A 13,438-nucleotide genomic window follows, 5' to 3' on the forward strand; every position below is an offset into this window, starting at 1 on the left:
GAGAAAGCAGCACGATGATCCGTACCGTGACCGGAGACATCTCCTCCGACGAGCTGGGGTTCACCTACTCCCACGAGCACCTCCTCGGGGCACCGCCCGAGCACAAGCGCGCCGACGAGGACCTCGTCATTCTCGACCCCGCCATGGCCCTCGTCGAGGCCAAGGAAGCGCTCGCCGTCGGCGTCCGCAGCCTCTACGAGGCCTCCGCCTGGGACTACTCCCGCCGGCCGGCCGAGCTGCGCAAGATCTCCGAGGAGACCGGGCTGCAGATCATCGCCTGCGGTGGGTTCAACAAGGGCGAGTGGTTCGACGACCTGCTCGCCGACCGCACCGTGGAAGAGCTGCAGCAGCAGATCGTCGCGGACGTCACCACCGGCATGGACGGCACCGACGTGCGTGCCGGCGCCATCAAGTACGGCACCAGCTACAACCGCGTGACCCCCGTGGAGGAGCGCGTGCTGCGCGCCGCCGCCCGGGCCCACCGGGCCACCGGTGCCGTGCTGCACGGCCACACCGAGACCGGCACCATGGCGCTCAAGCAGCTCGACATGCTGGAGGAGGAGGGCGTCGACCTCAACCGTGTCGGCATCGTCCACCTCATGCGCAACCCGGACCCTTACCTGCACAAGAAGATCGCCGGGCGGGGCACCTACCTCTGCTATGACGGCTTCGCCAAGATCAAGTACTTCCCCGAGAGCACCCGCATCCAGGTGATCCTCGACGTGGTCGAGGCGGGCTACGCCGACCGCGTCCTCATCGGCGGCGACCTGGCCCGCAAGACGGACCTGACCGCCTACACCGGCGGACCCGGACTGCACTACATCGCGGGGGAGTGGCTGCCCCGGTTCCGCGACGAGCTGCGCCAGCGTCACTACTCGCCCGCCGACGTCGACGAGCTCGTGCGGCTCTTCTTCGTCGAAAACCCGAAGCGGTACTTCTCGTTCACCGAGCCGTACTGAGCCGTACTGAGCCGCGCAGCGGGGCGAGCCCCGTCCGGGCTCGCCCCGCCCCGACCTTGAGGACGACCCGCATGCCGCACCCCCTGCTCCCCGCCGTGACCGAGGCCGGGGTGATCGCCACCCTCCGCGCCCCCGACGCCGACTCCGCCTCCTTCGCCGTCGAGACGCTCGTCGACGCCGGGGTCACCGCCGTCGAGATCACCTACACCACGCCGGGTGCCGGCGTGGTCATCACCGAGGTCGCCCGCCGGTTCGGCGACGCCGTCCTGGTCGGTGCCGGCACGGTCACCCGTGCCGACCAGGTGCACGAGGCCGCCGAGGCCGGCGCCCGGTTCCTCGTCTCGCCAGGCCTCGACGAGGCCGTGCTGGCTGCGATGCGGCAGACCGCCGCACTCACGATGGTGGGGGGCTTCACGCCCACCGAGGTGCAGCGCCTCGCCGCGCTCGAGGTCGACGTCGTCAAGCTGTTCCCGGGCAGCCTCGGGGGGCCGGGCGTCCTGCGCGCGCTGCGCGGCCCGTTCCCCGACCTCGTCTACGTGCCCACGGGCGGGGTCAGCGTGGACAACGTGGCGGCCTGGTTCGCGGCCGGGGCGGCCGCCGTCGGCGCGGCCAGCGAGCTGGCGCCCGCGGCGGCGATCCGCGACCGTGACGCGCAGACCCTCCGTGCCAACGCGGCCGCGTTCCTCACGGCGGTGGCGCAGGCGCGCACGGGCCGCAGCGCCGCCTGACCGCAGGTCCGCTGCCCGCCGCGGCCTCAGGTGACGACGGAGGGGGACGGCATGCGCACGCCGTCCCCCTCCTTCGTCCTCGTCGAGGCCCGTTCAGGGCTCGACGGGCGTGGCGGTCCCGCCGGTGATGCGCAGCAGCTCGGCGTACGACGTCGGGAACACGGTCTTGGCGTGACCGGCCGCGGCCCAGACGACGTCGTGGCGGCCCAGCGCCTCGTCCACGTACGTGGGCACGGGTGCCGAGTGGCCGACCGGTGCGACGCCACCGATCACCTGCCCGGTGGCGGCGTGGACGTCGTCCTTCGACGCGCGCGTGACGGTGCCGCCGAGCCGCGAGCCCAGGAAGCCGGTGTCGACCCGGTGTGCGCCGGACGTCATCACCAGGACGGGCTCGCCGTCGAGCAGGAACACCAGCGAGTTGGCGATCTGCCCCACCTCCACGCCCAACGCCTGCGCGGCGAGCGCGGCCGTGGTGGCGGCGTCGTCGAGCCAGCGGATGCCGGCTGCGGCGTCGTGCGCCCCGGCCTCCACGAGCGCTGCGCGGACCTTCTCGACGGCGGGGTGCGTCGATGCGATCTCCGGCGCCGGACGGGTCTCGGGAGTCGCGGGCTCAGCCATGGGCCGATGGTAGTGAGCCCTACCGCCTCGGGTCGATGACCGTCATCCCCGCGCGCGGTGCGTCCCGCAGGCCCGGCAGCAGCGCTGCACCCTCCTCGAGCCCGACGACGCGCTCCACGAGGTCCTGCGGGCGCAGCGCCCCTGCGGCCACGAGCGCCAGCATCTCGGGATAGTCGGCGGCGGCCATGCCGTGGCTGCCGAGGACGTCGAGCTCCCAGGCGATCACCCGGCTCATCGGCACGCGCGGGTGACCCTCGACCGGAGGGATCAGCCCGACCTGCACGTGCCGACCTCGCCGGCGCAGGCTCAGGACGGCGTCGGCGCAGGTCTGCTCGCTGCCCACGGCGTCCACGGTCACGTGGGCGCCCCCCGTGAGCTCGTGGACGGCTGCCGGGACGTCGGTGGTGGGACCGGCGAGCACCGTGTGCGCCGCGCCGGCGCGGCGCGCGGTCTGCAGGGCGCCGTCGTGCCGGTCGACGGCGACCACCTGGGCGCCGCGGGCGGCGGCGACCATGACGGCGGAGAGGCCGACCCCGCCCGCGCCGATCACCACGACCCGCTCGCCGCGCTGCACCTGGGCGCGCCCGACGACGGCCCGGTACGCCGTCGCGAACCGGCAGCCGAGGCTCGCGGCGGTGGCGAAGCCGACGCCGTCGGGGATCGCGACGAGGTTCGCGTCCGCGGCGTGGAGCACCACCTGCTCGGCGTAGGAGCCCCAGTGGGTGAAGCCCGGCTGGGTCTGGTCGGGGCAGACCTGCGCCTGCCCCGACGTGCACCACTCGCAGGTGCCGCAGCCGCACACGAACGGTGCGGTGACGCGGTCGCCGGCCTTCCAGCGCCGGACTCCGTCGCCGACGGACGTGACGACGCCCGCCAGCTCGTGGCCGGGCACGTGCGGCAGCGCGGGGATGTCGGTGTCGTGGCCGGCCCAGGCGTGCCAGTCGCTCAGGCACAGCCCTGTCGCGCGGACCTCGACGACGACTGCGCCGGGCGGGGCGGTCGGTGCTGGGACGTCACGGACCGAGACGGGGCCGGCGAACTGGTCGAAGACGATGGCGCGCACCTGGCGATCCAACCATGGGGGGTGGCGCGGTCCGACCGAGCAGCGGCCCGGGTGGGCACGCCTCAGGCACGGCGAAGCCCGCCGGGACCGGGACCGGCCGGCCGTGGCGGGGAGACGGCACGACGCCTCCCCGCCACCGCCGCGAGGCGGGCTATCGCACGGTCACCGTGGCCGTGCGCGAGTACTTCTGCCCGCCCACGTCGGCCACCACGGTCACCCGCACGACGCCGGGCCTCTCGGCCCGCAGGTGCCCGTCGGGCGTCACGGTGGCTCCGGCGGTGTTGTCCTCGTTGAGCGCGACCCGGTAGGTGTAGGTCGCACCGGGCGCCGGGGGCGTCACCGACGCGTGGAGGGTCACGCCGCGCTGGGCGTCACGCCGGCGCACCTCCTGGTCGCCGAACGAGACCAGCCGCTCGTGCAGCGTCACGTCGCCGTCGGTCAGGGCGCCGGAGCGCACCACCACGGGGAAGGTGGTGGACTTCCGTCCGCCGTCGGCGGAGACGGTCGCGGTGATCTGGGCGACGCCCGCCCTGACCGGCGACACCTCGCCGTCGCCGGACACCTTGGCCACCCGCGGGTCGGAGGAGCGGTACTCGACCTTGACCTTGTGCAGGTCGTAGAACGAGTCGTCCGACCGGGTGGCGGACAGGTTCGCGTGGATCACGTTCTTCGGCGTCGCGGTGTTCAGCACCACGCCGTCGGGCACCGCGGCCACCACGTTGAGGGACGGCTTCAGCCGGCCGGACAGCGTGAACGCCGACTCCAGCCCCTCGGAGCGGTCCGACGACGGCCCCACCCACAGGCCCCAGCGGCCGTTGTCCCACGTCTTGCGGCCGGCCCTGGTGTCCCAGAACCACAGGTCCTTCGCCTCGACCGACAGCTCCACGCGCCGCGTCTCGCCGGCGGGCACGGTGACCTTCTCGAACGCCTTGAGCTGCGCGTCGGGCCGTTCCGCGCTGCCCGCCTTCGGGGAGGTCACGTACAGCTGCACCACCTCGGCCCCGTCGACGGCGGACGTGTTGCGCACGTCCACGCTGGCCCGCAGCGTCCCGTCGACGGCCACCCGGTTCCTCTCGACCCGCAGGTCGGAGTACTCGAACCGGGAGTACGAGAGGCCGTGCCCGAACGGGTAGGTCACCTCGCCGGTGAAGTACTGGTAGGTGCGGCCGTTGCGGCCGTCGGTGGGCGTCATCGTGTAGTCGCGCGGGTCGGCGAGCTGCTCGACGTCCGCGTACTGCGTGAACGGCAGCCTGCCGCTCGGGTTGGCGGCACCGAAGAGGATCCGGCCCACGGTGTCGCCCTGGTACATGCCGTTGTAGGTGGACCAGACGATCGCGGCGGCCTCGTCCTTGAACGGCTCGATGTCCACGGTGCTCACCGCCTGGATCCACGCCACCGTGCGCGGGTTGAGCTCTGCGACGGTGCGCACCAGGTCGGCCTGGCCGCGGGGCAGCTCGATGTCGGGCCGGTCCTCGTCCTCCGAGGAGTCGGAGGGGTTGCCCGGGATGAGCGGGTTGGTGGAGCTGTTGCCGGCGATGGTGCCCACGTAGGCGACGACGGCGTCCGCGTCGCGGACCGCCTGTTCCTGCTCGGCGGTCAGCTCGGGCACGAACGAGTCGTTCTCGTAGACGAACCACAGGGTCTGCGGGCCCGTGGGACCGGAGTACGCCGACGACTCCGGTGCGCCTGTCGCGGGCACCTGCCCGACGACGTCGCCGTCCCGCGACCCGACGCGGACGTCGAAGCGCCCGCCCTCGAGCGTGGTGGCGGCGCTGCCCTGCAGCACCTGGACGCTGGCCGTGCCCTCGGGAACGTCGACCTCGGCGCCGAACCAGCCGCCCCAGGCGCCGAGGGTCTGCATGCTGTCGTACGCCGTCGCGGGGTTGTTCCACGGCTGCACGCCGCGCCACCCGGAGAACATCTCGCTGCGCAGGATCGTCTCGGGCGTCACGCGCCCCAGCTCGGCCCCGGAGGCGTCGAGGAACCGCACCGCGGCCGGGGTCGCCGCCTGCCCCGCGGCCGGGGGCACCCGCGTGCCGATGGACGGCTTGCGCCTGTTCTCCAGGCCCGACCTGTTCATGCCCGGGATGTAGGTGACCTGGGCGTCGGGTGCCACGGCCCGGACCTGCGCCTCGATGCCCTGCAGGGCGTTCTTCGACTCGGCCAGGCGGGTGGGGGAGTAGTCGCCGTGCACCTCGGTCGTGGCCAGCGGTCCCACGACGACGACGTTGTCCGCGTCCTCGGGCGTGAGGGGCAGCGCTGCCGGGCCGTCGGACCCGGCGGGGGAGTCGTTCTTGAGCAGGACGACCGCCTCGTCGCTCATCTGCTGCGACACCGCCAGGTGCTGGGGGTTGGAGACCTGGTTCTCGATCGTGTACTCGGCGCTGCGCCAGGGCACCAGCTCGGCCGGGTCGAACTCGCCGGTGCGCATGCGGATGGTGAACGTGCGCACCAGGGAGGCGTCCATGTCGGCCTCGGTGACGTTGCCCTCGGCGTACGAGCCCTCGAGGTAGGTGGGGTAGTCCTGGTCCATGCAGTCCAGGTCGACGCCGGTCTTGAGCGTCCACGCCACCGCCTGCGGGGCGGTGAGCGGCTCGGTGAAGCCCGGTGGCGTCCAGTGGTGGTTGGAGGGCTGCCACACGTCGCGCACGGCGTCGCAGTCGGAGACCACGGTGCCGGTGAACCCGAACGTGCGGCGCGCGAGGTCCTCCACCAGCTCCTTGCTGGCCGAGACAGGCGTGCCGTTGACGGCGTTGTACGCCGTCATGAGCGATCCGGCGCCGTGCTCGCCCACGAGCTTCGCGAACGCCGGCGTGTAGTACTCGCGCAGCTCCGCCTCGGTCAGGTTCGAGCTGCCGGTGTGCCGGTTGTTCTCCGAGTTGTTGGCCAGGTAGTGCTTGGGTGTCGCCACCGTCTTGAGGTACGTCTCGTGCTCACCCTGCATGCCGTCGACGAACTGGCCGCCGATCTCGCCGGTGAGGAACGGGTCCTCGCCGTACGTCTCCTCCGCGCGGCCCCAGCGCGGGTCGCGGTCCATGTTGATCGTCGGTGACCAGTAGGTGAGTCCCTTGTGCGCCGCGGCGACGCCGGGAGAGGCGAAGTTGTTCATCGCCCGTGCCTCGTTCGACGTGGCGTCTGCCATCGCGCGCACCAGCTCACGGTTCCAGGTGGCCGCGATGCCGAGGCCGGTGGGGAACTCGGTGGCCTCGCCGCCCTGGTTGAGCAGGTGCTCCGGGTCCTCGGCCGCGCGGGCGACCCCGTGCAGCGCCTCGTTCCAGTAGTTGTACGCCGGTACGCCGAGGCGGGGGATCGCCGGGGCCACCCCCGCGTTGTGCTGCCGCTCGGCGCGGAACTGCTGGATCTTCTCGGCCCGGGTCATGCGGGAGACGAGGTCCGCGGCGCGCACCTCGAACGGCAGCGTGGTGTCGAGGTAGGCGGGGGCCCGCTCCGGGGCGGTGTGCCCCGGTGGGGTGGTGGGCGCCGTGGCCAGGGCCGACGGCGCGGCCATCGTGGTGGTCAGGAGTGCCGTGGCGGTCAGCGCCCCGGCCAGCGCGGCCGCGCGGGCCCGCCTCGAAGGTGACTTCATCGTCGATCCATCCTGTTCGCGAAGGTGCCGCTGCGGCCGCGCCGCTGGTGCGGGGTGATCCTGGCGTGGTGCCCGGTGAGGCGTCCGCAACGGTGCGGCGCCGGTCGACGACGTCGTCGACCGAGGTCGCGATGGTTGACCGTCGAACGGATCGGATCGATTCGTTCGGGCGTCAAACTAGGCTGGCCGCCCCCTGCCCGCAACGGCAGCAGCGGGGAAGCCCACCCCGGGCCGCGATCTGCGGTGTCCGACGCCGTGGCTAGGCTCGGGCGAGCCAGCCGTGCCGTCGTCGCCTGACGACGGACCTACCGAGGAGAGCCCATGATCGACTTCCAGAACGCCAGCTACGTCAAGCTCGGGTACTGGGACCTGACCGACGCGGCGCAGGCGCTGTCGCCCGTGCTGGCCGCGGGCGAGCAGATCCACCTGGCGTTCAAGGGCATCCGCGACTCGGTGACGTTCACCGACAAGCGTGTCATCGCCCTCAACGTGCAGGGCATGACGGGCAAGAAGAAGGACTACACGACGCTGCCGTACTCGAAGATCCAGGCGTTCTCGATCGAGACCGCCGGCACGCTCGACCTCGACTCGGAGCTGGAGATGTGGTTCAGCGGCCTGGGCAAGGTGAAGCTGGAGTTCAACCGTCAGGTGGACATCCGCGGCGTGGGGCAGCTCCTCGCCGACAAGACCCTCTGACACCTGCCACGATCAGGGCATGAGCGCTGCAGGCATCGTCCAGGTCACCGTCACCTGCGACTCGGCCGAGACCCTCGACGCCATGGTGCACGGGGCGGTCTCCGCCAGGCTCGCCGCGTGCGGGCAGGTCGAGGGCCCTCTCACGAGCACCTACCGGTGGGGCGGGGAGGTCCAGACCTCCACCGAGTGGCGCGCCACCTTCAAGACGACGGCGGCCCGGGCGGGAACGCTCGAGGAGTTCCTCGTCGAGCAGCACCCCTACGACCTGCCCGAGGTGCTGCGCACACCCGTCCTCGGCGGGGAGGCGCTGTACCTGGACTGGGTGCGGGAAGCCGTGGGCGACTGAACCTGCGTCGCCTCAGGCCCAGATCGCCGCCGGTATCCCGTCATCGAACCGTTCGGGAGGGTCGGGGTAGGAGACTGCCTCACCGGCGCAGAACCTGGCGGTGCTCCAGCAGGCTGCCGCGGCGTCCAGCACGTCGTCGACGGCGGCCCGCCTCCCCGCCAGGCCGAGCTGGGCCGGGACGACGATGCCGTGGGCGGCGAGGGCCTGCTTGCGCTCCTCGGTGCCGGCCCACGTGCTCTTGGGGTGGGCCATGTGTCGACCTGCCATCGTCGCGAACGACACCTCGGGGTGGATCTCGATGACCTGGCGGTCGGTGGAGGTGACCCAAGGCGGGCGATGTCCTCGCCGAAGTAGCCTCGGGCGTCCGAGGCGAACCCGACCCAGCCCGTCTTGCAGGCGTCGACGCCCAGCACGCGGAGACCCAGGGCTGCGGACACCACGTCACGATGCCACGCCGGGCGGGAACGCGCCGGTGCTAGCCCGAGGCTCGCGCTGCTCGCGCGGCTCTGCGCCGTCGGGACGCCCGGACCACCAGGAACCCGGCCACGCCGAGGCCCAGCAGGGCGACCACCACGAGCACGGGAAGCAGCACCGCCAGCGCCGACAGCGCCACGGCGCCGACGTCCTCGGCCGTCGAGAGCGCGGGCGCGGCGGCCCCGCCGGTGGACGCGTTCGAGACCACGCGCGCCGTCGCCTTGACCAGGTGCACCACCAGGGCGAGCACGATGCCCAGCACGACGGGTAGCCACTGCCCGGAGGAGACGAACGTGCCCGGGTCCTGCACGGTGACGGTCTCGGAGGTGGCTCCGGCGCCGAAGGCGATGCCTCCGGAGGTGGGCCGCACCACCGTCTGCACGGCGTCGTTGAACGAGTCGAGCACGGGCACCTTGTCGGCCAGCACCTCGATGAGCAGGAGCACGCCGAGCACGGTGAGCACCCACCCGTTCTCGAGCCAGGACCACCCGCCGGGCAGCGCCACGAGGTCGGTGTGGCGGGACAGGAGGCCGAGGCCGAGCAGGGGGACCCAGGCGTTGAGACCGGCGGCCATGGCAAGGCCGGTTCCGGTGGCGAGCTCGAGCATGGCGCTCAGTCTGCCGGTCAGCGGCGGTGAGCGGTCACACGTGCCGCCAGTCGACGCCGTCGACGAGGTCGCCGCACCGCGGGTCCACGGCCTGCTGCAGCTTCACGGCGTGCACGGCCACGTCGTGGTGGTGCGGGCAGGCGAACACGGGCCGCTGGCAGCAGGACGGCGTGCCCCGCCATGCCACGGGTCCGTCGCACGGGGTGGTGGTGTGCGCGTCGATGAAGCACGCGACCTCGGCCTCGTAGCCGAGCAGCTCGAGGAACCGTCGGGCCTCGTCGGGCCCCAGGGGATCCGAGGTCACGGGACGCCTTTCGTCCGGGCAACTTTCCCTTGAGGCTAGACGGGCGGCGCCGTGCATGCACACGAGCCAGCACCGGCCGGCGGGGCGCTCGCGGTCAGGTGGGGTCAGGTGGGGTCGTCGCCCCATCCGGGTCCCTGGTCGGGCTCGTCCCCGGTCTCGCGCCCGGGCAGGGGGCCCTCGCCCCACGCCCAGCCGGACCAGCGCTCCACCTCGATGCGGATCATGGGTCCGTCGGGGCGGTGCCGGGCGTACTGGGGGTAGCGCTCGGTGAGCGCGGCCACGGCCACCGACCACCCGCCGTCGTCGTCACCGTGCAGGTCGGCTCCCGGGCTGGGTGCCGCCACCACTCGGGCCACGCCGTCGGCCCGCACCCACCACAGCCGGGACCAGTCGTCGTCGTACCGGTCGGCGAGCACGGCCACGTGCGGGTTCTGCGCGATGGTGCGCAGGCGGCGCAGTGCGGTCGTCGACTTCGGCTTGTGGTCCACCACGGACACGATCGCGGCGTGCCCCGCCCCGGCGGGGCCGTGCGGCGGCAGCACGGCGAACGTCATCGGGACCACGTGGGGGGTGCCGTCGGCGCCCGCCGTCGCCAGGACCACATGACGGGCGGCGGCGAGGCGCTCGCGGCACTCGGCGGGGGACAGGCGCATCCCCCGATGGTGGCGCAGGTGCGCCCCTCTCACCCGGCAGGGCGCCCGACGGCGGGGCAGCGGGGGGTCAGCGCTGCGTGCGGGCGGTCTGCGTGTTCGACACCTGGGCCCGGGGCCGGATGATCAGTGAGTCCACGTTGACGTGGTGGGGGCGGGTCGCGGCCCACACGACGGCGTCGGCGACGTCGTCGGCCACGAGCGGCTCGTAGCCGGCGTACACGGCGGCGGCCTTCTCGGCGTCGCCGTCGAACCGCACCAGGGAGAACTCGGTCTCGACGGCCCCCGGTGCGATCTCGATGACGCGGACGGGTTCTCCGGCCAGCTCCAGTCGCAGGGTGTTCACGATCATGCGCTCGGCGTGCTTGGAGGCGGTGTACCCCGCCCCGCCGGGGTAGGTGCCGTGCGCGGCGGTGGACGTGATGGTGACGATGTCGCCGCGCCCGGACTCGCGCAGAGCCGGGAGGAACGCCTGCGTGACCCGCAGGGTGCCGAGCACGTTGAGCTCGTACATGGCCCGCCACCTGTCGAGGTCACCCGTCTCGACGGGTTCGAGGCCGAACGCGTTGCCCGCGTTGTTGACCAGCAGGTGCAGCGGCCCGTCCGCGAGCACCGTGTCGCGCAGCCTCTCGATGGAGGCATGGTCGGTCTGGTCCGCGACGACGGCGGTGGCGCCGGTCTCCTCGGCCAGGGCTCGCAGCCGGTCCTCGCGGCGGGCCGAGGCGACGACGTCCCAGCCCTCGGCGCGCAGCCGGCGGACGGTGGCGGCGCCGATGCCGCTGGAGGCTCCGGTGACCAGGGCGCGCAACGGTGCCTGCGGTTCGCTCATGGGTGCAGCCTCTCGGTCGGTCTCTCGGTCGGTCCGGACGTGCCGGGCGGGTGTGCCAGGCGTCAGGGTGCCACAACCGCCTGGTGGTCGACGGCGACGCCGCCTGCCCCGTGGCGAGGGCAGGGCGGCGCGGAGGGCGGAAGACCTGGACCGCGGGCGTGGTTGCCGAGGACGTGACCGACCCTGTCGCTCCGTCCGCGTCCCTGCCTGCCACCCCGCCTGCCGGCGGGGCACGAGGCGCGCTCTCCCTGCCCGCAGCGGTGGACGTCGTCGTCGTGGGGGCGGGCCAGGCCGGCCTGTCGGCCGGCTACCACCTGCTGCGTCGGGGGTTCGTCCCGGCCGTGGTGCCCGACGGCGAGGCGGGGCCGGCAGGGTCGAGTCCGGCACCTGCCCGCACGTTCGTCGTCCTCGACGCCGAGGACGGGCCGGGTGGTGCGTGGCGTCACCGCTGGCGCTCGCTGCGGATGAGCACGGTCAACGGCATCTACGACCTGCCCGGCGTCGACAAGCCGCCCGCCGACCCGCAGGCACCCAGCGTGGACGTGCTGCCCGCCTACTTCGCCGACTACGAGCACGAGCTGGGGCTCGGGGTGGTGCGGCCGGTGCGGGTACGGCGCGTGGAGCGTGCCGACGGCGGCCTGCTCGCCGTGCTGGCCCGGGCCGGAGGCGAGGAGGCCACGGAGGTCACGGAGGTCACCTTGCGGGCCCGGGCCCTGGTCAACGCGACCGGCACCTGGTCGAAGCCGTTCTGGCCGCGCTACCCGGGCCAGGAGACGTTCCGGGGCCGCCAGCTCCACACCGCCGGCTACGTGCGTGCCGAGGACTTTGCCGGACGACGCGTGGCCGTGGTGGGCGGTGGCATCAGCGCCCTCCAGCTCATGGAGGAGATCAGCCACGTGGGCGAGACGTTCTGGTTCACGCGCCGCGAGCCGGTGTGGCACGAGGGTGAGTTCGACGCCCGGGCGGGGCACGACGCCGTCGCACGCGTGGAGGAGCGGGTCCGGGCCGGGCTGCCGCCCCTGAGCGTGGTCTCCGCGACCGGGCTGGTCCGGGCGCCGTACGTGCGGTCGCTGGAGGAACGGGGCCTGCTGGTGCGGCGGCCCATGTTCACGCGCATCGAGCCCGACGGCGTGGTGCAGGCGGACGGCACCCTGCTGCCCGTGGACGTCATCTTCTGGAACACCGGGTTCCGGGCGGCGCTGGACCATCTGCGCCCGCTCGGCCTGCGCGAGCCCGGTGGCGGCGTCCGCATGGAGGGCACCCAGGTGGCGGGGGAGCCGCGCGTGCACCTGGTGGGCTACGGGCCGTCGTCGTCCACGGTGGGTGCCAACCGTGCGGGGCGTGACGCCGTGAACGCGATCGTGCGGTTCCTCGACGGCGTCGCCGCGGTGGCGCAGGGGGCGAGCGCTCAGGCCGGGTAGAGCGGGTTGTGCCCCGGCGTGACCTGCTCGCCGTCACGGACGGGGCCGGGGGCCGTGCCGCCGCCCCACGGGTCCTCGCCCAGCGCCTCGCGCCCGTGCGGCTCGAGCCACCCGTCGAGGGCGGGGCCGGCGGGAACGATCTGCGTGGGGTTGATGTCCTTGTGCACCACGTAGTAGTGCTGCTTGATCTGCTCGAAGTCCACCGTGTCCCCGAACCCGGGCGTCTGGAACAGGTCGCGGGCGTAGGCCCACAGGTGCGGCATCTCGGAGAGCTTGTTCCGGTTGCACTTGAAGTGCCCGTGGTAGACGGCGTCGAACCGCACCAGGGTGGTGAACAGGCGCACGTCGGCCTCGGTGATGTGCTCGCCCATGAGGAACCGGCGCGTGGCCAGGCGCTCCTCCAGCCAGTCGAGGGCGTCGAACAGTCGGTGGTAGGCCTTGGCGTACGCCTCCTGGGAGCCCGCGAAACCCGCGCGGTAGACGCCGTTGTTCACCTCGGTGAACACCTTGCGCATCACCGACTCCATCTCGGCCCGCTCGTCCGGGTCCGTGGGCAGCAGGCGGGGGGCGCCCGGACGGTGGTGCTCGGCCCACTCGGTGGACAGGTCGAGGGTGATCTGGGCGAAGTCGTTGGTCACCACCGCGCCGTCACGGGTGTCCACGATCGCGGGCACGGTGATGCCGCGCGGGTAGTCGGGGTGCCGCGCGAAGTAGGCGTCCTGGAGGCGCTCGATGCCGAGCACCGGGTCCTTGCCGCCCGGGTCGAGGTCGAACGTCCAGCTCCGTGCGTCGTGGGTGGGGCCGGGCAGGCCCAGGCTGATGGCGTCCTCCAGCCCCAGCAGGCGCCGCACGATGATCGAGCGGTTCGCCCACGGGCACGCTCGGGCGGCCACCAGCCGGTAGCGCCCCGGCTCCACGGGGTAGGTGTCCGTCTCGGGGTCGTGCCCGCCGTCGGGACTCCCGCCGCCGCGCACGATGCGCGTGGTGATGTAGTTCTGGTCCCGCACGAACTCCTTGCCCTTGACGGTGTACGTACCGCCCTGGGTGTGCTCCGGGTGCTCAGCGTTCGTCGAGGCGCCGTTCATGGTTCAACCCTACGGGCGATCGGCGGGCTCGCAGCCGCTGCTCGTCCCGCGTCCTCGGCCCCGGCGCCCTGC

The 13,438-nt window shown here is 73.2% G+C and carries 14 protein-coding genes; 5 read left to right on the forward strand and 9 right to left on the reverse strand.

Annotated elements, in window-relative coordinates:
* Positions 1–14 precede the first annotated feature (14 nt).
* Together DNL40_RS02840 and DNL40_RS02845 are read left to right on the forward strand one after the other, a co-directional pair.
* Positions 15–959, forward strand: a complete 945-nt coding sequence (locus DNL40_RS02840) for a phosphotriesterase family protein (RefSeq protein ID WP_111249689.1) — start codon at positions 15–17, stop codon at positions 957–959.
* Between the two features lie 71 nt (positions 960–1,030).
* Positions 1,031–1,687 (forward strand): bifunctional 4-hydroxy-2-oxoglutarate aldolase/2-dehydro-3-deoxy-phosphogluconate aldolase, encoded by a 657-nt coding sequence (locus DNL40_RS02845; protein ID WP_111249690.1) that lies wholly within the window; start codon positions 1,031–1,033, stop codon positions 1,685–1,687.
* Positions 1,688–1,780: 93 nt separating this feature from the next.
* Here DNL40_RS02845 and DNL40_RS02850 read toward each other — a convergent pair whose 3' ends face one another.
* From DNL40_RS02850 to DNL40_RS02860, 3 genes are all read right to left on the reverse strand, one after another.
* Positions 1,781–2,305 (reverse strand): YbaK/EbsC family protein, encoded by a 525-nt coding sequence (locus DNL40_RS02850; RefSeq protein ID WP_111249691.1) that lies wholly within the window; start codon positions 2,303–2,305, stop codon positions 1,781–1,783.
* 19 nt (positions 2,306–2,324) lie between these two features.
* Positions 2,325–3,368, reverse strand: coding sequence for an alcohol dehydrogenase catalytic domain-containing protein (locus DNL40_RS02855; RefSeq protein WP_111249692.1), 1,044 nt, complete (start codon positions 3,366–3,368; stop codon positions 2,325–2,327).
* A 151-nt stretch (positions 3,369–3,519) separates the two neighbouring features.
* The gene (locus tag DNL40_RS02860; protein ID WP_111249693.1) at positions 3,520–6,954 is read right to left on the reverse strand and encodes a glycoside hydrolase family 3 C-terminal domain-containing protein; all 3,435 of its coding nucleotides are present in this window, start codon (positions 6,952–6,954) and stop codon (positions 3,520–3,522) included.
* Between the two features lie 321 nt (positions 6,955–7,275).
* Here DNL40_RS02860 and DNL40_RS02865 point away from each other — a divergent pair, with 321 nt between their 5' ends.
* Positions 7,276–7,650, forward strand: coding sequence for a PH domain-containing protein (locus tag DNL40_RS02865; protein WP_111249694.1), 375 nt, complete (start codon positions 7,276–7,278; stop codon positions 7,648–7,650).
* Between the two features lie 19 nt (positions 7,651–7,669).
* A complete protein-coding gene (cutA, locus tag DNL40_RS02870; RefSeq protein WP_111249695.1) occupies positions 7,670–7,996 on the forward strand; it encodes a divalent-cation tolerance protein CutA in 327 nt (108 codons plus the stop codon).
* Positions 7,997–8,008: 12 nt separating this feature from the next.
* Here cutA and DNL40_RS02875 read toward each other — a convergent pair whose 3' ends face one another.
* The 5 genes from DNL40_RS02875 to DNL40_RS02895 all read right to left on the reverse strand — a co-directional run bounded on the left by DNL40_RS02875 (position 8,009) and on the right by DNL40_RS02895 (position 10,860).
* Positions 8,009–8,392, reverse strand: coding sequence for a DUF429 domain-containing protein (locus DNL40_RS02875; protein WP_111249696.1), 384 nt, complete (start codon positions 8,390–8,392; stop codon positions 8,009–8,011).
* Between the two features lie 79 nt (positions 8,393–8,471).
* A complete protein-coding gene (locus DNL40_RS02880) occupies positions 8,472–9,077 on the reverse strand; it encodes a DUF4126 domain-containing protein (protein WP_111249697.1) in 606 nt (201 codons plus the stop codon).
* 34 nt (positions 9,078–9,111) lie between these two features.
* Complete coding sequence (locus DNL40_RS02885; RefSeq protein ID WP_111249698.1) at positions 9,112–9,381, reverse strand: hypothetical protein; 270 nt, start codon at positions 9,379–9,381, stop codon at positions 9,112–9,114.
* 104 nt (positions 9,382–9,485) lie between these two features.
* Complete coding sequence (locus tag DNL40_RS02890) at positions 9,486–10,034, reverse strand: TIGR03668 family PPOX class F420-dependent oxidoreductase (protein WP_111249699.1); 549 nt, start codon at positions 10,032–10,034, stop codon at positions 9,486–9,488.
* Positions 10,035–10,101: 67 nt separating this feature from the next.
* Complete coding sequence (locus tag DNL40_RS02895) at positions 10,102–10,860, reverse strand: SDR family oxidoreductase (protein ID WP_111249700.1); 759 nt, start codon at positions 10,858–10,860, stop codon at positions 10,102–10,104.
* A gap of 203 nt (positions 10,861–11,063) precedes the next feature.
* Between DNL40_RS02895 and DNL40_RS02900 the strand changes: the two genes are divergently transcribed.
* Positions 11,064–12,281 carry an FAD-dependent oxidoreductase gene (locus DNL40_RS02900; RefSeq protein ID WP_425450752.1) on the forward strand — a complete coding sequence of 406 codons (1,218 nt, stop codon included), beginning with the start codon at positions 11,064–11,066 and terminating at the stop codon, positions 12,279–12,281.
* Here the strand turns inward: DNL40_RS02900 and DNL40_RS02905 are convergent.
* The gene (locus DNL40_RS02905) at positions 12,269–13,366 is read right to left on the reverse strand and encodes a glutathione S-transferase family protein (RefSeq protein ID WP_111249701.1); all 1,098 of its coding nucleotides are present in this window, start codon (positions 13,364–13,366) and stop codon (positions 12,269–12,271) included. The genes DNL40_RS02900 and DNL40_RS02905 overlap by 13 nt on opposite strands.
* Positions 13,367–13,438 lie beyond the last annotated feature (72 nt).

Source organism: Xylanimonas oleitrophica (assembly GCF_003244315.1).
GTDB lineage: Bacteria > Actinomycetota > Actinomycetes > Actinomycetales > Cellulomonadaceae > Xylanimonas_A > Xylanimonas_A oleitrophica.

Bases quoted from the DNA above. Each gene is read 5' to 3' on its own strand.
- DNL40_RS02880 (WP_111249697.1), bottom strand. From the start codon at position 9,077: ATGCTCGAGCTCGCCACCGGAACCGGCCTTGCCATGGCCGCCGGTCTC.
- DNL40_RS02845 (WP_111249690.1), top strand. From the start codon at position 1,031: ATGCCGCACCCCCTGCTCCCCGCCGTGACCGAGGCCGGGGTGATCGCC.
- DNL40_RS02840 (WP_111249689.1), top strand. From the start codon at position 15: ATGATCCGTACCGTGACCGGAGACATCTCCTCCGACGAGCTGGGGTTC.
- DNL40_RS02860 (WP_111249693.1), bottom strand. From the start codon at position 6,954: ATGAAGTCACCTTCGAGGCGGGCCCGCGCGGCCGCGCTGGCCGGGGCG.
- DNL40_RS02850 (WP_111249691.1), bottom strand. From the start codon at position 2,305: ATGGCTGAGCCCGCGACTCCCGAGACCCGTCCGGCGCCGGAGATCGCA.
- cutA (WP_111249695.1), top strand. From the start codon at position 7,670: ATGAGCGCTGCAGGCATCGTCCAGGTCACCGTCACCTGCGACTCGGCC.
- DNL40_RS02865 (WP_111249694.1), top strand. From the start codon at position 7,276: ATGATCGACTTCCAGAACGCCAGCTACGTCAAGCTCGGGTACTGGGAC.
- DNL40_RS02895 (WP_111249700.1), bottom strand. From the start codon at position 10,860: ATGAGCGAACCGCAGGCACCGTTGCGCGCCCTGGTCACCGGAGCCTCC.
- DNL40_RS02890 (WP_111249699.1), bottom strand. From the start codon at position 10,034: ATGCGCCTGTCCCCCGCCGAGTGCCGCGAGCGCCTCGCCGCCGCCCGT.
- DNL40_RS02905 (WP_111249701.1), bottom strand. From the start codon at position 13,366: ATGAACGGCGCCTCGACGAACGCTGAGCACCCGGAGCACACCCAGGGC.